Origin of the sequence: Moorena producens PAL-8-15-08-1, from assembly GCF_001767235.1 — a bacterium.
Classification (GTDB): domain Bacteria; phylum Cyanobacteriota; class Cyanobacteriia; order Cyanobacteriales; family Coleofasciculaceae; genus Moorena; species Moorena producens_A.
This window is the reverse complement of the sequence record NZ_CP017599.1, coordinates 8,216,209-8,236,308: the sequence shown is the minus strand read 5'-3', so window position 1 is coordinate 8,236,308 and position 20,100 is coordinate 8,216,209. Positions and strand designations below refer to the sequence as shown.

Here is a 20,100-nt window from a genome sequence, read left to right as displayed (position 1 = left end):
TACCAAAACCCTAGTCTATGACACATCCTTTTCAAACACCCCACAGCGGATATCACTGGGACGGTAAAAGCGGACGCTTTTTTGAAGGTTGGTACTATCGGGTGACGTTACCCAGTTGTGGTCAGACGTTTGCGTTTATGTATTCCATTGAAGACCCCATTGGTGGTCAACCCTATAGTGGTGGTTCAGCCCAAATTCTAGGCCCTGATGATCAGTATCTGTGTCGTACCTTTCCCCATCCGGAACAGTTTTGGGGGTCATCGGAATCCTTAGGTCTAGGACATTGGGGTAAAACTAAATTACAAATAACTCCTCAATACCTTGACCCCGATAAATTTGAGTATCAAATCAAGGAAGGATATCAGGCTACAGCTACCTTGAATCAAGGGTTGATTCGGGATCCAGCCAGTGGAAACTATTGTGATTGGCGCTATGAAATTAAACCCATTTATGGCTGGGGAGATCTGGGAAAACCCCAGCAATCAACCGCTGGCTGGCTTTCGTTTTTACAGATATTTGAACCAGGATGGCAAATCTTGATGGCCCACGGTTTAGCAACGGGCTGGATTGATTGGAATGGTAAGCTCTATGATTTTACCAATGTCCCCGCCTATGGGGAAAAAAATTGGGGTCGTGCTTTTCCTAAGAAGTGGTTTTGGCTTAATTGTAATAGTTTTACCGATCAACCAGACCTGGCTCTGACTGCTGGTGGTGGTAGACGGGAAGTAGTGGGGTTGGCAGAAGCAGCTGCTTTGATTGGCATTCACTACGAAGGTAAATTTTATGAATTCGTCCCTTGGAATTCAGAAGTAACCTGGCAGATCCAGCCTTGGGGAAATTGGCAGATGCAAGGGCGCAATGGTGAGTATGAAGTAGAGTTAACTGGCACAACTGACTATCCTGGTACACTTCTACGAGCTCCCACGGAAAAGGGGTTAGATTTCATTTGCCGAGATACTATGCAAGGTAACCTGAAGTTGGAACTTAAACAACGACGTGGGGATAACGTTGAACCGATTTTGATAGCTGAAAGTAAGTTATGTGGATTAGAAGTTGGTGGTGAGCCTTGGCAAAAACCCTGGAATTCTTCTGCTAAATTGCCTTGGGTTTTGTGATATAGCGCTACGGTAAATGCAATCACGGAGTTCCCCCCACTCGCGCTTTGCATGGCTGACAAGGATTACAGTTTTTTTCATTACCAAAAATCCCTATATAGTTGATTAACTCTTGCCTCTTGCCTCTTGCCTTTTGCCTTTCCCTAAGCGATGCAGCGCGGTCTTGGGGAGGCAGCGCGGTCTTGGGGGTTCCCCCGGAGACGAAACCTGATTACGTTGAGCCTTTATGGTTGGTAGGCTATGCAGAAAAGGGGTAAAACTTATTGATTAGCGTGATTTGCGCGGTCTTGGGAAGGCAGCGCGGTCTTGGGGGTTCCCCCGGAGACGAAACCTTAGATAGTGGAGCCTTTATAGTTAGCAGGTTATGCAGAAAAGGGTTCAATATTTGTTAATAAGGCTCCACTATCTTACGGTAACTTCAAACCATGAGCGACTGCCGTGGTTTCCCCCATGAGCGACTGCATCAAGACAAGGCGAGCCTGTCTTACGGTAACTTCTAACCACTCGCGCTTTGCCGTGGTTTCCCCCACTCGCGCTTTGCATCAAGACAGGGATTCTGTTCACAACTCAAATAGAAATGTGATATCAACCCAAAGACCGCACAAAATTCCCTAACCCTACACCAATAAACGTAGCAACAGCATAACCCAGAGTACCGCAAAGAATAGCAGGAGTAACAAGTTTATCCCACTGCCGTGCTGTCGCCATAGCCGCTGCTGTAGTTGGCCCACCCATATTAGCATTGGACGCAATTACTAACTCAGCTAAATCTAAACCCAGCAATCGTCCAACTCCCAGTAGCACTAACAAATGGATGGCGAGAATTAATCCAGCAAAGATAAACAGAACTGATCCGACTCGTAGCACTATTTCCACATTAGCGCTGGCTCCAATTACAGCAAAAAATACCTGCATCAGCAGATAGCCAATTTTTTCTGCTGCGGTTATCCTACCCAAATAGCTTGGGAATACTGTCGCTAGCATTACTATTAAAACTGTTACTACCAGAATTCCCCCTTTGTTGAAGCCCAACCAGCTAGCGAGACCATAACCTACAGCACAAGCAATCATACTAATCGCTAATGCCAAACTGATTTGCATAACAGAGAGTTGTTGTCGAGACTGGGAGTCAAAGATACTAAACTGGCTAGAATTAGAATTCTCATGGGAGCGCTGGGTAGGAAAAATTCCCCGTAGCCACTTGATTGAAGGTAAAGAAAAGAGCACTAAAAAGTACAAAGTCATCACTAAATTATCTGCTGCGACCCCGGCACTCAGTAAATCTCCTGCTCTTAATCCAGTGCTTTCAGCGGTTGCAGCAAAATTAACAGAACCACCAATATAAGTAGCACAAAAAATTGCTGCCAACTTCCAACCTTCTTCTCCTAAAGGAATCAGATAGTAAGCTACTACTGTGCCTAAGATTGTTCCCACTGCACCAATTCCATAAGCAATTAAAGTAGGTCCAGCCTCTCGCACAATCCGAAACAAATCAGCTTGGAATAGTAGTAAAGGAATAGCTAAAGGAACTAAATAAGACCAAACCACGCCATAGGCGGGAGCATCCGGTGGAATAATCCTCAGATTAGATAGGATGAAGGTTACTAAAATGGTGACAACCGCCCCAGATAGTTTAGCTCCCCAAGGAGTACGTTCTGCCCAGAATCCAATTGTTGCTGCTGACAGCAACACAGCCCATAGAGCGAAATCTTGATTAGGATTTATAAGAGAGGTTGCCATGTATTTTAGGAATAGACTTCTTCTAGAAGTCGGGAACAGGGAACACGGAACAGGGAACAGTAGACAACAATCATCAGACAACAATCATCCAGGGTTGGCAAATAGATTGTCAAGGGTTTTGCTATCTTCGTCAAGGTCAGCTTCGGTGTAGGGAAGGTAAGCTTTTTCCTCCTTGAGGAATTGGTAGGTTTCCCAGCGAGAAGAGAAGTTAAGGATTCTGCGGACTTGGGCAGCGCCAAGCTGACCTTGACGATAGTGATCAGCCACAATCAGTTCAAGGATTCTGCGGGAGAGGTCACCTACTTGGAGTTGACTAGCGATTTCATCGGGGAGTTGGATCGTAATTTCCATAGGGGTAATCGGAGTCTGTCCATAGATGCAGTTTAACTCCAAAGTTTAGGCAGTAGAGTATGAGAGCCTAGCTAAACTCCCAAAAATCAACTCAAATAAACCCTATGTTTAGGGTACCTATAGCGTTTCTCATAGCTATGAGGTACACAGGTTTTTTTCCCTCTTGCCTATTGCCTCCTGCCTATTGCCTACTGCCTGTTCCCTATTCCCTATTCCCTAACTAGTCACTAATTGAAATAAGTTATTAATACTTGATGAATCTTATAGTCAAGATCGGTCAACAAATAGCAAAATTTTTCTCCCCTGACGTTTGGTTACTTAAGTGTTTGAGGAAGGATTGAGGCCAGCAAGCCAAGGGAGATCAGCTGATTAGGTGACAATAAGGCTGAAAAGCAGACAGGGGTTAGGTTATGGGTGTTCGGTGCTCGGGATTCTACCCTAAAGAAAGTGAGCTCAACCCAGAGCAAGTCGCCCTCAACAATCAGGCTGAAAACCTGATTAAATCGTTTCTAGCAACAGATGATTACTGGTAATTTTACCCTAAATTTTAAATTATAAACTTAGATTATATCACATAAAAAGTCCATGAGTGACCCTCTGAGGTGTATCAGTTTAAATTTTAAAGCTATCTTCATCTTATCTTTATAATATTTTTATATTATCTTCATAGTTGAGGGTTGAGTTTTATTAAAAATCTTGATAGATTAAAATCTGTGTTAATTGAAAAAAACTATTAATAAGGAGGCATTCGAGATTTAGAGCAGTTCAACACAATGCCTACATTTTTTTCTCGTCCGCTATTTGGTAGTAAGCATTCAGGCGTTGGCCGAAAGCCAAAAGCCAAGGCCACGCTACTTGAGGTGCTTTGTGGCACAGCCTTCGACGCTGTGACGATGTAACTCAGATTAAACGAATGCTTACCCATTTTATTCAAAAGCACAATCTGTACCATCATCTCTAGCAGATTAGCTCAATGCTTACCCTAACCCAATAATGCTATACCCGATTTATTGAGCTGCTTCACATTACTGAATTCAAGTCAATTTTGGGGCTTTTAACATTGGGTTTTATCAGAGAATATTCGGTTTTAAAATGCAATTTTTTAAAACTAATAATAAGTTCAAAAGAAGGAGTTAAAAATGTTGACTCAGAAATCCTTCGTAAGTTTGAGTTTAGCAACTACTAAATACTGACTACTAACTCCTTCTGCCGAAAGCAGATCATTTGATTCTAGGAGATTTAAACTTATGTCTTCCTATTTAAAGACAGCCGTTATCACCCTAAGTACAGCATTAAGCATCGTTATCCCTACCGTAGCTGAGGCAATTACCTTTGGATTTGATTGGACAGGTCAAATTGCTGGCTTTAGCGTTACCGGTTTATTTAGCTATGACGAAACGCAAATTTACACCGATGGAATCGTCAGAACCAATGACTTAGATTCTCTGATTGTATCATTTTTTGATCCTCAAGGCAATTTTTTGAGAACCTATAGCGATAATCATTTAGATGCAGGGGTTAACTTCAATTTTGATACTCAAACAAAGCAAATACTCCAATCGGGGACTTACTTTGACCCAGATGGAATCAACATTGGAGATGGCTCCAGAACCGATGGTTTAACCTTCTGGTCAAAACCACCCCAAAGTAGTACCCCTCACGTCCATCTAGATGATTGGTTGGATGAGTTTGGTTTTCCTATCGGTTTTAGTGGTCATGAAGATGTTGCGTTTCCGACTCGAACCATCCAGGAACTGATTGACACGGGCAGGGTTGGTAACTCCTATATTGATCAACTAACTGACTTAGAAACAAAAGGACAATTTGCCAAAGTTTTCACGGTTCCTGAACCAACAACATTGATAGGAGTTTTGGGTCTGGGAGGGTGGCTTTTTTCCTCAAGTTTACAGCGTCGGAAACAATAGCAGATTTTCCAGCAATTTTATGTCTAAAGGAAAGATTTTTCCATGACAAAAACCTTTATAGGCATGTGATGCGATCGCGGTAGTGAGAAATCTACAGATCCAGGCACGGGGTGCTTCCCTCTTAGCTGTAAAAGAGGTGAAATTTTTGGTGTTTTTTTTCTTGTACTAGGAGAATAACAATGACAATCAAGACTTTAACTAAAGTAGCAACAGCGATCGTTGGCGCTAGCTTAAGCCTAAGGGTAGTGGGAATCAACTCCGTTGAAGCAGCAACTGTCAAATATAATTTCACAGTGAATCTGGAAAAGAGCTTTTTTCTGACTGGCTCTCCTGAACTCGATATTGCCCCCAATCCTGATTATTACAACGGTGAGTTTACCTTTGACGATTCAAGTTTGACTAAGGTGGGAGCTGAGAGTTTAGGAGTTGACGATGGTTTGTTAGTTACCCTATTTAGTGATCCTCGAATTAATGAAGAGGACGACGAGCGTTTCCCAGACTTCCCAACTGTCAATTTGCTAAAGGGAGAATTACTGGGGTTAGATTACGATGTAGTTTATCATCCTTTTACCGCCGTTGGTGAATTCCCTGGAGATTTTTTCCGCTTTTCTAATGGTGATTTCACTGACGGTTTCGATCCTACCTTCTATACTCCAGAAGACGAGCCGCGCCAGCCTATTCTCGGAAGTGGAACTGTCACCTATACACTTGTTCCTGAACCAACAACATTGATGGGAATGTTCGGTCTAGGAGGGTGGCTTTTTGCCTCAACCTTAAAACGTCGCAAACAATCATAAATTGTCAGCTATCAGCTATCAGCCATCGTCAGCTGTCAGCCGTCAGTTGTCAGCCGTCAGCTTTTGAATAAGTGATGCAGAGGTGTGACCCGTGGCGAATTTAATAATTAGATGCGGAAAGCACACCTAAGCGGTCTTGGGAAGGCAGTGCGGTCTTGGGGGTTCCCCCCATGAGCGACTGCCGTTCCTCCATGAGCGACTGCCGTGGTTTCCCCCACTCGCGCTTTGCATCAAGACAACAGGTAAGCATTGGTTTAATCGGGTGCATCTGATCAAAGCTGTTTGACCCGGTGGGTGTAACGGGCATCTTGCCCGTTACAATAGGACGGACTCTCCCAAGACTGGCTATTGAGAAAATGAGGGCAAGCCCGTCCCTAACGCACCCTACGAACTATAGCGTTTCTCATAGCTATGAGGTACACAGTTTTTTTTCCCTCTTGCCTCTTGCCTCTTGCCTACTCCCTACTCCCTATTCCCTACTCCCTATTCCCTTTCTCCCAATCACTCAAATTTCCAAATCTTAATCGTATTATCTTGAGAACTACTAGCAATGGTAGCACCATCATGGCTAATAGCAACCGTAGTAACAGCGCCTAAATGATCCGTAAGAGTATAAAGCAATTCACCACTACCAGGATGCCAGATTTTGACAGTCTTATCGGCACTACCACTAATCAACGTATTACCTTGAGGGCTAATGGCAATAGATTTAACAGCATGGCCATGTCCTGTGAGAGTAAGCAACGGTTTCTTTGGTATTTGTAAATACCGATCACTCTTGAGCAACCAAATCTTAATGGTTTTATCAGCACTGCCACTAATTAAGATTTTACCACTAGGGCTAAAGGTGAGTGACTCTACCGATGCCGAATGTCCAGTAATCGTTGCGCTGAGCTTACCAGTTACTAAATTCCAAAGCTTAATGGTTTTGTCAGCACTACCACTAGCTAGCAGTTGTCCATCTTTACTAATAGCTACTGTATTAACGGTTCCTAAATGGCCAAACAAAGTTGTCTGTAATGATGCCTTCTTCAGCATCCAAAGCTTAATAGTCTGATCCGCACTACCGCTAGCTAGTAATTGCCCATTGTGACTAATTGCCAGACACTTTACCCAAGCAGAATGTCCACAAAGGGTATGGATTAAATTTCCCGTATACCCATGCCATAGTTTAATGGTATTATCCCCACTGCTACTAGCGATAATTTCTCCATCTGGACTAAACCCAACCGCCTCAATCACATTTAAATGTCCTGAAAGTTTGGCGACAACTGTTTTAGCTTGCCAGTTAAAAATGGTGATAGTTTTGTCTGTACTACCACTAACTAAAGTTTCTCCCTTCGGGTTAAACGCGATAGAATTAATTCCACTCGACTCTTCGGAAAAAGTCTGTACACATTTCCAAGTAGGAGTCTCAAACTTAGGGGGAACTGTTGTAGATAAAGACGTTACTGGTATAGCAGCGAAATCCTCTGGTAAACCCAGTGCTGCTAGGACTTGAATGGCTGATTGATAGCGTTGGTCTGGTAAATTCTCTACCATTTTGTTGAGGATGCGAATAAGCGGAGCACTGACAGGTTGCCTGAGGTAATCGACCCAAACCCACTTCCCTTCCAGACTATTAAACATATCAAAGGGGTGAACATTGGTAAGCAGATGAATACAGGTAACCCCTAAACTGTACAAATCGCTGGTTGCGATCGCTTTTCCCATCAACTGTTCCGAAGCCGTGTAAGCCGCAGAGCCAATCATAGTTCCCGTTCGTGCTAGCACAGTTTTTGTAGTCAGCTTAGCAGCACTGAAATCCACCAGAAACAGTTCGCTCCCCCTTCCCCCCCAAGAATAAAACCTCTTCCTGGTTTTTCGTGTTGGTAACTTGGACAAAGAGGACTCAGGAGGAGGCCGACGAATGATATTGTGCGGATTGATATCCCGATGAATTACCTGATGACTATGGATAAAGCGCAGCACTGGCAGCAATTCAATCAGGACTTGCCGAACCTGGTTTTCCCTAAACGTCCCTTCTGTTTCCAGTTCTGTGGCTAAGCTTTCACCCTCGATATACTTGTGAACTAGAGCAGGTTCTCCTGGGATACCTAATTGATGATCCGCCTCAAAATAGGCCAGAAGTTCAGGAATCTGAGGATGTTGTCCCAGAACTTGCAGCCTAGTCGCTTCTTGGCGGAAAGACTCAGCCGCTTTCTGAGCATTGTTGGTATCTTGATTTTGTAAGGATAACTGTTTGATGATACACTTAGTCTTGCTATCATCTGCCTCATCCACCCCCAGAAAGGTGCGCCCCATACCACCAATACTAATTAGCCTCAGAGCACGGAAGCGTCCGCCTAATCGTAATCTATGGCCACAATAGGCACAAAACCTGGCCTGATTGGGATTTTGGCGATTCTGGCATTTAGGATTAAGACAGTAGCTCATGATATGGGGTGTTGACACTCCCCGTCCTAGAAGAACGGGGATTCTTTACTCAACGAGCCAGCGTGGCTCTTCCAGACCGGAATCAGGAAGAGTAGAGGCCGATTCTCCTAAAGCGTTTGGATCAACGTTCGCGTAGCGTGACCTACGGTCAATCCAGGTTCCGGTATGCCCTACCGTACCCAAGGCTCTTTTTAGAATATTAATGGCAGCGTTATGATCTCGGTCTAATTCACACCCACACTCACAGGTATGGGTTCTGGTGGATAAAGACTTCTTGACAACTTCGCCACAATTTGAACAATTTTGGCTAGTGTAGGCAGGATTAACTGCCACTGTTTGTCTGCCAAATTTTTGCCCAAAATGCTCTAACCACTTTCTAAATTGATACCAACCTGCATCATTAATAGATTTAGCAAGACAATGATTTTTGACTAGATTTTTTATCCTCAAATCTTCGTAAGCGACCACATCGTTAGAGTGGATTACGCAACGTGCCAGTCTCTTGGCATGTTCTTCACGCTGCCTACTTATATTGAGGTGTACCCTGCCCAATCTATTTCTGGCTTTTCTTCGGTTAGATGAGCCTTTTTTCTTGCGAGAAACTCGACGCTGATAAAATTTCAACCGTTTCTCGCCTTTGCGATAAAATCTTGGGTTTGGTTCTGTCCTTCCTTTTGAGTCTGTGTAGAACTCTTTTAACCCTACATCTAATCCAATATTTGTATGGCTTGGGCCTAAAGGTTCATGAACATCAACTTTTACACAAAACTGAACATAGTATCCATCTGCGCGTCGAACCAATCTAACTCGTTTTATCAGTTTTTGGTCGTAATGCCATAAATCCCAAGTTCCCTTAAGTTTGAGCCTGCCTATTCCTTTATTGTCAATGAACGAAATCGACTTTTTATCTTGAGAAACCTTCCAGCCAGATGTTTTATACTCAACCGATCTAGAAAACTTCTTAAACTTAGGATAACCCTTTTTCCCAGGGATTTGTTTTTTACAGTTACTGTAAAACCTAGAAATTGAATTGTAAGCTCGTTCCACAGAAGCTTGACAGGCATGAGAGTTTAGATCTTTGACAAAAGAAAACTCAGATCTAAGCCATGTGTTATGGCGATAAAGATCTTTTTGTCCTACGCCTTTATTGTCCATCCAATACCGGAGGCACTTGTTGCGTACAAATTGACCCGTCCTTATCGCATCATCAATGGCGGCATATTGAGTTTTATTCCCTTTGACCTTAAACTCTAAAACTATCATTTGACGTGAAAAAACTCTACGTCAACTATAACTCAAAATAAAAAGGTTGTCAAGAAAGCCGTCCGTTGTTCGCGCAGCGTGGCCATAGGCCAAGTCACCGTAAGAATAGTGGAGCCTTATTTAATAAGTTTTAACCCTTTTTATCATAGCCAGTCCCCTATAAAGGCTCTACTATTCTAAGGCGCGCGTCTCCTAGAAGGACGGGGCTTGCGCCCTCAGGATTTTCGGTCAAAGGGTTGGCAAGTTCACAAGTTAGCCAGTTGAAAGTTTTCCCCAAGTTTTCCCAATTTGTAGTTGAAAGTGTTACCCATGTTTAACTTTGACCCGGTGGTGCGTTACGGGGTGAGCAGTCTATAACCTGCCTACGAAGCGGAAAATCTGGGCGAGCCCCCCTAACGCACCCTACCCAACATTTACTTACCCTTCACCGAATGCCAAGGGCGAACAACCTTAAACCTTCAACAAACTAACCAGATCATGCACCCCTAACCCAAAGGCTGTTACACACTACCAAAGGTTGGGATTGGACTAGCATTCTGACGATTGAAGCTCGGTAGATCAACCCGGGTGATATTGCGGCTTCTAACAGCTAGTCGGTAACTGACACTCTGGAGTTCTGCGTGGAGTTGTCGGTTTTCCCGCTGTAACATGGTCACCTTCTCTTTGACTGGTGCCATCCGTTCAGAAAACTTCTGGTGATAAATTTTTGGTAGCTCTTGTACAACTTGTTCTAGCTGACGGGAGCGCTCGGTTAATTCTTCTACGGAATCCCGCAATTGCTTAATTTCCGTGTCACGGGTGGCAATTTGCTGTTGATAAAATTCCACCTGCTGCTCGACATCGTGCAACTGTTCTCGCAAGACCACCATCTGAGCCTTATGGCGCTCAGACACCTCTTGGGGAGGTTTGAAATTAGCATTACCCTTCACCAAGCGGAATAGTTCTTGAGACAGCTGCTGCACTAACTGGTCTCTAAGCTGTAACTCTTCCCGTAAGTGAGATACTTCCGTTTGCAGAGCTGATCTCGATAGGGTTTCAATCTGCCTCACCATGGCTTACCACTCCAAGTAAATATACAATTTTCAATAGTAGATGCGAACCGGGGGTGTCGATCACTGATCACAAAATATACTGTTGCAGCTAATGTACCATCCAAACCCGGCCATTGACCATGCCATAGCACATCTAGCCCAGATCACCTTCAGGTTTAGAGTTTAGAATTCTTCATTCTTCATTCTTCATTCTTCATTCTAAATTCTGCCTTATTTCACTAAAGCCCGGAAACGAATAAATCCATAGGAATTGGGTGGGTTTCCTGGTGAATCAGCGTTTGGCACATCCCCAACTTCCACTACTACTACTCCATTCTGATTGAAGGTGACATTACATCCGGCTGGCACCGAGGTTCCTGGCCCGTAATACCGACCGCGATCGCTATCGGGAATATTAGTAAGATAGATGTTCGGTTCAGCTGGACCACCTGAGGCTAGGGCACTGGTGCTCTGGAACATGGCAATCCCGACATCACTACTGGGGAAGCCAGCAGTGGCATTAAATGAGTCTGAAATAAAGGTAGTTTCTCCAGGCACTCGGTCGCAGATGCGCAGGTTTTTAGCATTGTTGCTGCCATTGGAGAGGAAGTAAACAGTATACTCTAACTCATCCCCTGGCATGACTTGGCCAGAGTTAATTAATCCCCGCAGATAAACATCAGGATTCGGCCAGTTGGGGTCATTGTCATCGGCAGCACGCTCCGAATTAACGTTATTCTCAGAACTGCCACCATCAATGCCATCGATAAAGGGTGAACCGGATTCCGGTAGCTCTATCCACTGGTTGGTATCTTTGGGTTTAATAGCAGTAATCCGCTTGACCAGAATCACATTGGGCAAGATATTGTTATAAACTCCAACACTAGTTTGCCGTACACTAACCGTATCTGTATCCCGGGTTTCCAGGAATTCAGGACAACGGCCATCGGCATCATTACTAAGGGTATGCTCCCAGCAAGCACTGGTATTTCCGTCTTCTCCATTGGGGGTGAGACTAATGGATTGACCAGTGCTTGCCCCATCTAAGTCTCGTTGGTAGGTGTCATCCCACAGATTCAATTCAGCGGACGGAGGAGTATTGATGGCGTTATTCGAGCCATAAGCAATGTAGTCTACAATCTTGAGTTCGTCGTCATACAGCCAAATATCTTCTCCGGCATTGTTGAGTTTGGCTGCGTTTCCTAACCAATCCTGGAATGCAGCATCGGCAGCTTGATGGTCTGATGTATTGTTACCAATCCAAATAACAGCGTATTCTCCTGGTTGCAGAGTGGTGTTGTTGGGGAAGATATAGGCGGGATTAGCAGCATCACCAGTAATGTTGCCAGTATTATCAGTACTGTTAAAAATCAGATTGCTATCGGCTAGCCTCCAGTTACTAATATCTACAGCATTATCGGAAGAGTTATAGAGTTCGATGAATTCATCATTAGCCTCAGCACTGGTGCCAGTTTGGGCATAGAGGACTTCGTTGATAACGATATTTCCGGCTTCCGGTGAAGGTTCTTCCGGAATTAAGCTGTAGGTGTAGGTCACACACAATCCGGCAGTTGCCTCGCTAGTAGAGCCAGTGGAAGCATTATCAGAGTTAATAAAACTAGCTGCAGAGGTAGTATTCACCCCGATACTGACAGTTTCCACTGGTGATGACGAGCTAATGAAATCAGCTAGGTTAGTGTACTCCTCGGTATGGGTTTCATAGGCAAGACTCGTAGGAGTCGTTCCACCGGAAGTGCCGCCAAAGTCAAGATTCCCATCATAGGCTGGTAGATTGAAGTCGGTGGATTGGTTGTAATTTCTGGTGAAGTTGGCGTTAGTATCAGGCAAGGAAACACTGACTTCTCCCTCCTGGTTAACGGTTATTGTTTTTGGCTGGTCTCCGGTATTCTCGTAGATTAACTGTTGTTCAATCAGGGTACTCAGAGTTAGCTCCACCTTTGCCAAGCTACCCATAGCAGAGTCAAATTTTTGTACGTTTAGGGTTTCAGTCCAATTAGTAGCTTGGCGTGGTATGATATCGCAAGCGACAATAGTGTTGGTTTTGAGGGTAAGTCCAGCATCAATACTGGTATTGTTATCTCCCGCAGCCAAGGTAAAGGTAGCGGTGCGACCTGTGATTGGATCCGCATCACTGTCTAGGGTATCATCCCCAGCATCTTGGCTAGTGAAGTTATAGCCAACAGCAGGGGAGGTGAATTCAATGATGTAATCCCCTGGCTCAAGGTTCGTTAAACTGTAGTTACCATTGCTATCTGTAAAGGTGGCATCAACCAAGGTGTTGTCAGATTTGTAGATATTGACTAGGGCGTTGGGAATTCCAGGCTCTCCAGCATCTTGGATACCATCACCATCTAGGTCTTCCCAGACTTTATCCCCTACAGAGGCAGTCGTTGGTGTAGAGGGGGCGATCGCAATTTGATAATCCTCTACTTCACCATCACTGGCTGGACCAGTAGGACTAAGGCCAGTATCAGAACTATACCGGAAACGGGCATAAGTATTACCAACGGTAGCTCCAGCTGGAACAGTGACATTTAATGCGATCGCATTTCCAGTGGGACTAACATCGGTAGCAATTTGCTCACCACTATCATCAAAGTCACCATCAGCATTCCAGTCAATCCAGGCATTGAGTACTCCAGTGCCTGCGGTAGTGATATCTAAAGTGACATTATCCCCAGCGGTTAGACTTTGTCCCTGGAGAGTAGCGCTATTGATTTGAACCCCATCATCGTTATCATCGGTAGCGTTATTGTTATTATCCGTGCCATCTCCAAAGCCATCGGTATCAGCGCTTACTCCTGCCCCTAAATAGGTAGTATTGTCAATGGTATGGCTAGGACCACTATTAGCGGATAAGGTTTGGTAATCCCCATTGCCAGTGCTGGCGGTAGTATCAGGAGCATCACCATAGTCAAGACTGGTTGTAGGAGGCGTTACTGTAATTTCAGTACAGTCACCAAATGTCGCTGTATTTGGGTCATCCGACGTCCCCGATGCCTGATTGCCACTGGCTTGCCCTTCATAGTCAATTGAAGCCTGGTTACAAACCGTTTCCCCAGCCGCAGCTGTAACAGTGACCTCAAAGGACATAGTCACCGTCTCGTTAATGTTTAACTGCCCCCCCTGGGTAGTGTTTGCCCCCGTACCTACACGAAAGATAACGTTGGTGCCATCAAACTCAGCTTCATCAGTAGCACCATCGGTTTTAGTCACTCCATTAATCTTCAACGATCCGGGTACAAAGGTTGTTCCTGTGGGAACTACATCCGTAATCACTGTGTTAACCGCGTTATCATTCCCTGTATTCGTAACACTAATGCTATAAGCAATCGTATCCCCATTCTGATAACTTGTTTGGGGCGTGCTCTTCTCAAACTGGGTGACCAGATTCGGTTCAAACACCTCCACCCCAAAGAAGTAGGCCATTGGCCAGATGCCATCACCTGACGTAGATAGGTTCAAATCAACACTGGTTGCATTGGTCGGAATGACGTTGTTGGCTTGGTTCCAAGCCGTCAGATCCAGAAGATCAATATCCACAACCATGTTGTAGGGATCATTAGGAGTACGACTCGTGACATGGGAGCCATACTGAGAAATTGTGCCGTTATAAAAGTTATTTGATGGGTTCACGGCGTCGGACACCGGAGTATTATTAATCGACAGTGTATCCCCGGTCACATCCGGCTCGCCATCCCCCGCGAATGCACCCATAAAGACATCAAAGCCTGGTGTGGGCGGCGTCCTTAGCCCAGTTAAGGTTTGGGTATTGCCGGTATTGAACCCTGAGAAGTCGTACCCGTCGAAAACAGTCATATTCCGTCGGGGCTCACTTGGATCTTCGTACACCACGATTAATGACCAACCAGCATTGGGATAGGTAAATCCTGTGCCTGTACTTGCCTGTACATTCGCTAGGGTATAGGTACCACTCCCAGCCCCTTGCACCAAACTTGTCACATCCGCGAAGGAGCTGTATACATCCCAGCCGTTTGTTGCAGAGTTATCAATACTGGTGAACGTATCTGCCGTAACGGTCTGATAGCCTCCCTCTGGCGTAGCTAACAAAGCTTCATTTCGCTTACTGGCATCCGGTGCAGGCGTGGTGGCACCGTCAGAGGTGCCCCCCCAGTAAAGACCTGCAAACAACACATTGGCACCCGCAGGCAGGGTTAAATTGGCAGAGCTAGAGTTAAAGGTACTGGGATCGCTATCGGAATCTAGCATCTGCATTGCCAGACCACCCCCGTTGTTGCCAACATTGCCGGTGGCTAGTCCATTTGAGCAGGATGCATTGGTGCGATCGCAAATCAATGAGGCATTACCAATCGCCACCATATTACCGGGCACGTCCGCGCTGTAACGCAAACTATATGGCCTTGGCCCTGTGGCGAGTGACGCATCGATACCAACCTGCCCTGCTACTTGAGTAGGAGTAGACACCAGCAAAGCAGAACCTGTCACCAGGATAGGCAAGGTAGCTTTAGCTAGGTTAGTTACCCCCATCAGGTTAAAGCCTTTAGGCTGTGGATCAGAATTTACCTCAGATGCCCGAGGAGAGTCTGAGGAATGGTTTGGGATTTTTTTAAGATAATTGAATAAAGACGTCATAACTGGCCGCAATGAATTAAAGAGAAAAGCTAATTGGTAACTGACCCAACTAGTCTTGATGTCAATAAATTATTTAGTAGAGCAACACCCAATAAATAACTAATAGTTAATAACTAATAACTCAACACTCAGTACTCAGATAAGCGATTGACTAACTTGTCACGCTACGGGAACGCATCCGAGTTTTCTTGCAAGTTAAACTACTTAGGTGCGCTCTTACTATTAAGAATTAAATTCGCCACGGGTCGCACCTGTGGTGATCGTCGATTGCTAGATTGATGTGGTTATTGACTAACTTAGATTTGCGATTGACTCGCTTGTCAGGCTACGGGAACGCATTTGAGCTTACCTGGGAGTAAAACTACTTAGGTGCCCTTGACCCATTAAGAATGAAATTCGCCACGGGTCGAACCTGTGGTGATCGTCGATTGCTAGATTGATGTGGGTATGGCCTAACTCAGATTTGCGATCGCATCCGAGTTTTCCTCGTACTTATAGCGTTTCTATTTGAGATGTAAACATAATTCTTGAAGGACTTGGCTTGCATAGAAGAAGCAAAAGGCAACAGGGGAAAGAGATAGGGATTTTTATTTGACAATCAAAAAAGACCTCCTAGGTTTACATCTCATCTGGAAACGCTCTAAACTACCCTTGTAATCTAGGATTGCTTGATTGATGTGGGTATTGCCTAGAGAGAATTACGGAATTTTTTTCCGGTTACGGAGGTATTGATATCAGTGGATTCCACATCTACCTGAGTTAGGTCTTAGATCGTAGGTGTTAACTTGTAAGTCTTAAGTGTTAGCTGTTGGGTTAATTGTTCTAGTGCCTAATCCCTAGTTTAGTAATTTTTAATTGTTAATTTTAAGTGATAAGTGAAGTGCCTGATTAAACCAAACAGTAACTAGCGTTACTAGTAGAGTTACTAGGCAAATCAATAACAGACCTCACTTAATCGGTAGAGTAAATTTATCTATGATCAGTAGAGTGTATTATTACACTAACCGACAGCTAGAGTTACTGCTAGACTTACTAAGTGAATCAACAATAGACCTGAGGTTACCGGTATAGTAAATTTACTCATCATCAGTAGAACTGATTACTAAACTAAGCAGCAACTAGCGTTACCGGTAGAGTTACTCAGGAAATCAAAAACACACCTGACTTTATCGATAGAGTAAATTTATCCATCATTAGTAGAGCAGATTACTAAACTAACCAGTAACTAGTGTTACCGGTAGAGTTATTTGGGAACTCAATAAAGTAAATCCCACCTATAAAAAAATTAATAATTTTTTGATTTAAAACTGCTTGTTAACTATACTACTTCCTACTTCCTACTCCCTATAAATGCCAAAGGGTGCCTATAGTCGTATTATATTCCAATTGTCAATATCCTTAAATGACTATCTCCTTTATGGGGAGAGCCTTTCACTACTAAAGTAGTACAAATGAACGGGATAACTTCAGCCTAGATGCTTATTTCGAACCTTTTTTTCTTGCGCTTACCCTGGCTCTTATAAGGTTTTTTTTAGATTATTAAACTCAGCTCTATGGTAGGATTGCTACTGCAATATCAAAATTGATAAAAATAAAATAATAATAAAATTAGCGTCATATCAAATGAATTCCAGCTATATACTACCAAGGGAGGAAAATCAAATTAACATTTTGATACAATACAACCGATAAATTAATTAAGATTGTATAAGATTTAATGGATTTTGCTTGGAACAGTCAACAAATTGCATTTAAAAAAAAGGTCATTCGATTTGCCCAACAGTCATTGACCTCTGATCTGATCAAACAGGACAAAGAGGAAATATTTAATCGTGATGGGTGGCAAAAGTGCTGCGAGTTTGGTATTCACGGGTGGCCTATCCCTTGTCGTTATGGTGGACAGGAACTGGATATCCTCACCATTGCTTGTGCTTTACAAGGATTAGGATATGGCTGCAAGGATAACGGATTGATATTTGGAATGAATGCCCATATCTGGGCTGGGGAAATGCCTCTCCTGACCTTTGGGAGTGAAGAACAAAAGGAAAAGTATCTCCCCTTACTGTGTCGAGAGGGGTGGATTGCATCCCATGCAGCCAGCGAACCACAAGCAGGGTCTGATATCTATAGTCTCAAAACCACGGCTCAAAAAGATGGAGATAAATACATTCTCAACGGGCATAAACATTATGTGACCAATGGAACCGTTGCAGACCTGTTCATCATTTTTGCTAATGTAGATCCGTCTCTTGGGAAAGAAGGGTTGACAGCTTTCATAATAGAAAAAGATACCCCTGGTCTGGTTGTCCAAAAGACTACGTCTACGATGGGAGTACGTACCGCTCAAGTAGCGGAATTGAAGTTAGAAAATTGTGAAGTATCAGCCAGTCATCGATTAGGTAAAGAAGGGGCGGGCTTAGCCATATTCAACCACAGTATGGAGTGGGAGCGGGGATTTATTCTCGCCTCTGCTGTGGGAACTATGGAACGGTTATTGGAGCAGTCTATTCGTTACGCTAGAACCCACAAGCAGTTTGGTCAAGCAATTGGGAAATTCCAATTAGTTGCCAATAAGTTAGTGGATATGAAATTGCGATTGGAGAGCGCCAAAGCCCACTTGTATAAGGTAGCTTGGATGAAAGAGCATCAGAAAATGGCTCTAATGGAAGCTTCTATAGCTAACCTGTACATTAGTGAAGCTTGGGTTAATTCAGCTCTCGAAGCTATCGAGGTTCATGGTGCATACGGCTATTTAACCAATACAGAGTTAGAACGAGAGCTGCGGGATGCTATTGGTAGTAAGTTCTACTCCGGTACCTCTGAAATTCAGCGAGTAGTTATAGGCAAATTCTTAGGGTTGTAAAAGAGCACTACTATGTCATATTTACTGCATCATCTACTAATCAGCAGTGCTCGAACCCATAGTAATTGTGTTGCTGTGCAGCAACAAGAGCGCACCATCACCTATCGTCAATTAGATGAGATTAGTAACCAATTGGCAAATACCTTGAAGTATGTAGGGGTAGAAAGGGGAGACCGAATTGGTATTTACCTTGATAAGTCAATTGAAGCTGTAATTGCTATCTTTGGCATACTGAAAGTTGGTGCTACCTATGTACCTTTAGATCCCCATGCACCCATCAAACGGATTGCCTTTATCATTAGCAACTGTCAGATCAAGACACTAATTTCAACTCAGCAAAAGATAAATAGTTTAGGAAACAATTCCCTAGAAGAGTTACAGAGTCTCAACAGTGCGATCCTTGTAGATGATGAAGAGCAAGCCAAGCAATGGTTGGGGAAAACAATTAAATGGTCAGAGGTTTTGCAAGCTCCTTCTAGTCCACCACCGGAGCCAAATCTGGTGGAAAACGATCTGGGTTATATCCTCTACACCTCTGGCTCCACCGGAACCCCAAAAGGGGTAATGATTAGCCATCGTGCATCTCTGACCTTTGTGAATTGGGCGTATGAGACATTTCAGGTCACTGAGGAAGATCGGGTTTCCAGTCATGCGCCATTTCATTTCGATCTTTCCATCTTTGATATTTTTACAACAATCAAAGCAGGAGCCACAGTTATTCTACTCTCACCTGCTTTATCGGTCTTTCCTATTAATCTAGCTAAATTCATCGCCGCAGAGAAGATTTCAATCTGGTATTCAGTACCCTCTATTCTTACCAGTTTGGTCTTGTATGGTCGCTTAGAAAAACATAGCTTCCCCGCCCTGAGAACTATTTTGTTTGCAGGAGAAGTTTTCCCCATCAAATATTTGCGTCAGTTGATGGAGTATATTCCCCAGGCTGGTTATTACAATCTCTTTGGTCCAACTGAGACAAATGTCTGTACCTACTACCAAGTTCCATCACTAGATGTTGAGATCACTGAATCCCTTCCCATTGGGAAAGCCTGTGCTAATACCGAAGTTTTTGTCTTGAGTGAAACTAATGAATTGGTTACGAAAGGTGAGATTGGTGAGCTTTGTGTCCGTGGACCTGGATTGATGACAGGTTACTGGAATTTGCCCGAAAAAAGTGCTAAAGTGCTTTCTCCCTTTACCTTACATCATTGGTTAGGGTCTGAAATGATCTACCATACAGGGGACTTGGTTAAACAAGCTCCAGACGGTAATTATATCTTTTTAGGTCGTCGCGATCACATGATTAAGAGTCGCGGCTACCGCATTGAATTAGGTGAAATAGAGAGCGTTTTGTACAGCCATCCTGCTGTGGATGAAGTTGCAGTTATTCCCATCCCCGACAATGAAATTGGTAACCGGATCAAGGCTGTGGTGGTAACCAGTAGTGGAGAGGAATCTGTAGGAGTGAGGGATGTCTCCATACAGACTTTAAAATCTTTTTGTGCAGAGCGGCTCCCCAAATATATGGTTCCCGATTCGTTCGATTTCCTTAATACCTTGCCTAAGACTTCAACTGGGAAAATAGACAAAGTTAAATTATCTCAAGAGCAGTAATCACATGATAGAAAACCAGACAATGACAGAAGAAAAGCTAGAACAAATGCTCAAAGAGTTCATCACTCAAGAGTTGGCTTATGACCAGCCTGACTTGGTTCTAACTAACGACTTAAAGATCATTGAACAACGGGTCATAGACTCAATGGATATCTTTCGGTTGGTTCGTTTTGTGGAAGAAGAAGTAGGAATTTTTTGGGAACCTGAAGAATTCGTTTTACAAAACTTTGAAACAATTGACCATATCAAAGCCTATGTACTCCGTGAATTAGCGTCATCAGTATAAAGGGATAAGTATTGTGACCCGTCCTTTCCATCCCTAAGAAATTCAAT

Annotated in this window: 15 protein-coding genes; 8 read left to right on the top strand and 7 right to left on the bottom strand. The window is 43.8% G+C overall.

The features are described from left to right. Positions 1 to 17 precede the first annotated feature (17 nt). Positions 18 to 1,115 carry a tocopherol cyclase family protein gene (locus tag BJP34_RS30125; protein ID WP_070395526.1) on the top strand — a complete coding sequence of 366 codons (1,098 nt, stop codon included), beginning with the start codon at positions 18 to 20 and terminating at the stop codon, positions 1,113 to 1,115. Between the two features lie 101 nt (positions 1,116 to 1,216). Then, positions 1,217 to 1,372: a hypothetical protein gene (locus tag BJP34_RS44815; RefSeq protein ID WP_158517547.1), complete on the top strand. Its 156-nt coding sequence runs from the start codon at positions 1,217 to 1,219 to the stop codon at positions 1,370 to 1,372. A gap of 145 nt (positions 1,373 to 1,517) precedes the next feature. On the opposite strand, the gene BJP34_RS44810 is transcribed toward BJP34_RS44815, so the two are convergent. Genes BJP34_RS44810 through BJP34_RS30115 form a run of 3 tightly spaced genes read right to left on the bottom strand, consistent with a single transcriptional unit; the run spans position 1,518 to position 3,206 of the window. Further along, positions 1,518 to 1,658: a hypothetical protein gene (locus BJP34_RS44810; RefSeq protein ID WP_158517546.1), complete on the bottom strand. Its 141-nt coding sequence runs from the start codon at positions 1,656 to 1,658 to the stop codon at positions 1,518 to 1,520. A 42-nt stretch (positions 1,659 to 1,700) separates the two neighbouring features. Then, positions 1,701 to 2,936, bottom strand: coding sequence for a DUF819 domain-containing protein (locus BJP34_RS30120; RefSeq protein ID WP_229424096.1), 1,236 nt, complete (start codon positions 2,934 to 2,936; stop codon positions 1,701 to 1,703). 3 nt (positions 2,937 to 2,939) lie between these two features. Next, positions 2,940 to 3,206 (bottom strand): UPF0175 family protein, encoded by a 267-nt coding sequence (locus tag BJP34_RS30115; RefSeq protein WP_070395524.1) that lies wholly within the window; start codon positions 3,204 to 3,206, stop codon positions 2,940 to 2,942. Between the two features lie 1,247 nt (positions 3,207 to 4,453). Between BJP34_RS30115 and BJP34_RS30110 the strand changes: the two genes are divergently transcribed. The 3 genes from BJP34_RS30110 (at position 4,454) to BJP34_RS45845 (ending at position 6,452) form a co-directional block, all read left to right on the top strand. Beyond that, the gene (locus BJP34_RS30110; RefSeq protein ID WP_070395523.1) at positions 4,454 to 5,131 is read left to right on the top strand and encodes a PEP-CTERM sorting domain-containing protein; all 678 of its coding nucleotides are present in this window, start codon (positions 4,454 to 4,456) and stop codon (positions 5,129 to 5,131) included. A gap of 179 nt (positions 5,132 to 5,310) precedes the next feature. Beyond that, on the top strand, positions 5,311 to 5,928 hold the full coding sequence (locus tag BJP34_RS30105; RefSeq protein WP_070395522.1) for a PEP-CTERM sorting domain-containing protein: 618 nt from the start codon (positions 5,311 to 5,313) through the stop codon (positions 5,926 to 5,928). Positions 5,929 to 6,284: 356 nt separating this feature from the next. Further along, complete coding sequence (locus tag BJP34_RS45845) at positions 6,285 to 6,452, top strand: hypothetical protein (RefSeq protein ID WP_168166532.1); 168 nt, start codon at positions 6,285 to 6,287, stop codon at positions 6,450 to 6,452. On the opposite strand, the gene BJP34_RS30100 is transcribed toward BJP34_RS45845, so the two are convergent. From BJP34_RS30100 to BJP34_RS30085, 4 genes are all read right to left on the bottom strand, one after another. Next, positions 6,430 to 8,364, bottom strand: a complete 1,935-nt coding sequence (locus BJP34_RS30100; protein WP_070395521.1) for a WD40 repeat domain-containing serine/threonine-protein kinase — start codon at positions 8,362 to 8,364, stop codon at positions 6,430 to 6,432. The genes BJP34_RS45845 and BJP34_RS30100 overlap by 23 nt on opposite strands. A gap of 45 nt (positions 8,365 to 8,409) precedes the next feature. Continuing rightward, on the bottom strand, positions 8,410 to 9,627 hold the full coding sequence (locus BJP34_RS30095; protein WP_070395520.1) for an RNA-guided endonuclease InsQ/TnpB family protein: 1,218 nt from the start codon (positions 9,625 to 9,627) through the stop codon (positions 8,410 to 8,412). 500 nt (positions 9,628 to 10,127) lie between these two features. Next, positions 10,128 to 10,679, bottom strand: a complete 552-nt coding sequence (locus BJP34_RS30090) for an Npun_F5560 family protein (protein ID WP_070395519.1) — start codon at positions 10,677 to 10,679, stop codon at positions 10,128 to 10,130. Between the two features lie 210 nt (positions 10,680 to 10,889). Next, the gene (locus BJP34_RS30085) at positions 10,890 to 15,293 is read right to left on the bottom strand and encodes a choice-of-anchor E domain-containing protein (protein WP_070395518.1); all 4,404 of its coding nucleotides are present in this window, start codon (positions 15,291 to 15,293) and stop codon (positions 10,890 to 10,892) included. A gap of 1,717 nt (positions 15,294 to 17,010) precedes the next feature. Between BJP34_RS30085 and BJP34_RS30080 the strand changes: the two genes are divergently transcribed. Genes BJP34_RS30080 through BJP34_RS30070 form a run of 3 tightly spaced genes read left to right on the top strand, consistent with a single transcriptional unit; the run spans position 17,011 to position 20,053 of the window. Beyond that, on the top strand, positions 17,011 to 18,156 hold the full coding sequence (locus tag BJP34_RS30080) for an acyl-CoA dehydrogenase family protein (protein WP_070395517.1): 1,146 nt from the start codon (positions 17,011 to 17,013) through the stop codon (positions 18,154 to 18,156). A gap of 12 nt (positions 18,157 to 18,168) precedes the next feature. Next, the gene (locus BJP34_RS30075; protein WP_070395516.1) at positions 18,169 to 19,767 is read left to right on the top strand and encodes an amino acid adenylation domain-containing protein; all 1,599 of its coding nucleotides are present in this window, start codon (positions 18,169 to 18,171) and stop codon (positions 19,765 to 19,767) included. Between the two features lie 4 nt (positions 19,768 to 19,771). Next, positions 19,772 to 20,053 (top strand): acyl carrier protein, encoded by a 282-nt coding sequence (locus BJP34_RS30070; protein WP_229424095.1) that lies wholly within the window; start codon positions 19,772 to 19,774, stop codon positions 20,051 to 20,053. Positions 20,054 to 20,100 lie beyond the last annotated feature (47 nt).

Bases quoted from the DNA above. Each gene is read 5' to 3' on its own strand.
- BJP34_RS30125 (WP_070395526.1), top strand. From the start codon at position 18: ATGACACATCCTTTTCAAACACCCCACAGCGGATATCACTGGGACGGT.
- BJP34_RS44810 (WP_158517546.1), bottom strand. From the start codon at position 1,658: ATGCAAAGCGCGAGTGGGGGAAACCACGGCAAAGCGCGAGTGGTTAGA.
- BJP34_RS30115 (WP_070395524.1), bottom strand. From the start codon at position 3,206: ATGGAAATTACGATCCAACTCCCCGATGAAATCGCTAGTCAACTCCAA.
- BJP34_RS30110 (WP_070395523.1), top strand. From the start codon at position 4,454: ATGTCTTCCTATTTAAAGACAGCCGTTATCACCCTAAGTACAGCATTA.
- BJP34_RS30105 (WP_070395522.1), top strand. From the start codon at position 5,311: ATGACAATCAAGACTTTAACTAAAGTAGCAACAGCGATCGTTGGCGCT.
- BJP34_RS45845 (WP_168166532.1), top strand. From the start codon at position 6,285: ATGAGGGCAAGCCCGTCCCTAACGCACCCTACGAACTATAGCGTTTCT.
- BJP34_RS30100 (WP_070395521.1), bottom strand. From the start codon at position 8,364: ATGAGCTACTGTCTTAATCCTAAATGCCAGAATCGCCAAAATCCCAAT.
- BJP34_RS30095 (WP_070395520.1), bottom strand. From the start codon at position 9,627: ATGATAGTTTTAGAGTTTAAGGTCAAAGGGAATAAAACTCAATATGCC.
- BJP34_RS30090 (WP_070395519.1), bottom strand. From the start codon at position 10,679: ATGGTGAGGCAGATTGAAACCCTATCGAGATCAGCTCTGCAAACGGAA.
- BJP34_RS30085 (WP_070395518.1), bottom strand. From the start codon at position 15,293: ATGACGTCTTTATTCAATTATCTTAAAAAAATCCCAAACCATTCCTCA.
- BJP34_RS30080 (WP_070395517.1), top strand. From the start codon at position 17,011: ATGGATTTTGCTTGGAACAGTCAACAAATTGCATTTAAAAAAAAGGTC.
- BJP34_RS30075 (WP_070395516.1), top strand. From the start codon at position 18,169: ATGTCATATTTACTGCATCATCTACTAATCAGCAGTGCTCGAACCCAT.
- BJP34_RS30070 (WP_229424095.1), top strand. From the start codon at position 19,772: ATGATAGAAAACCAGACAATGACAGAAGAAAAGCTAGAACAAATGCTC.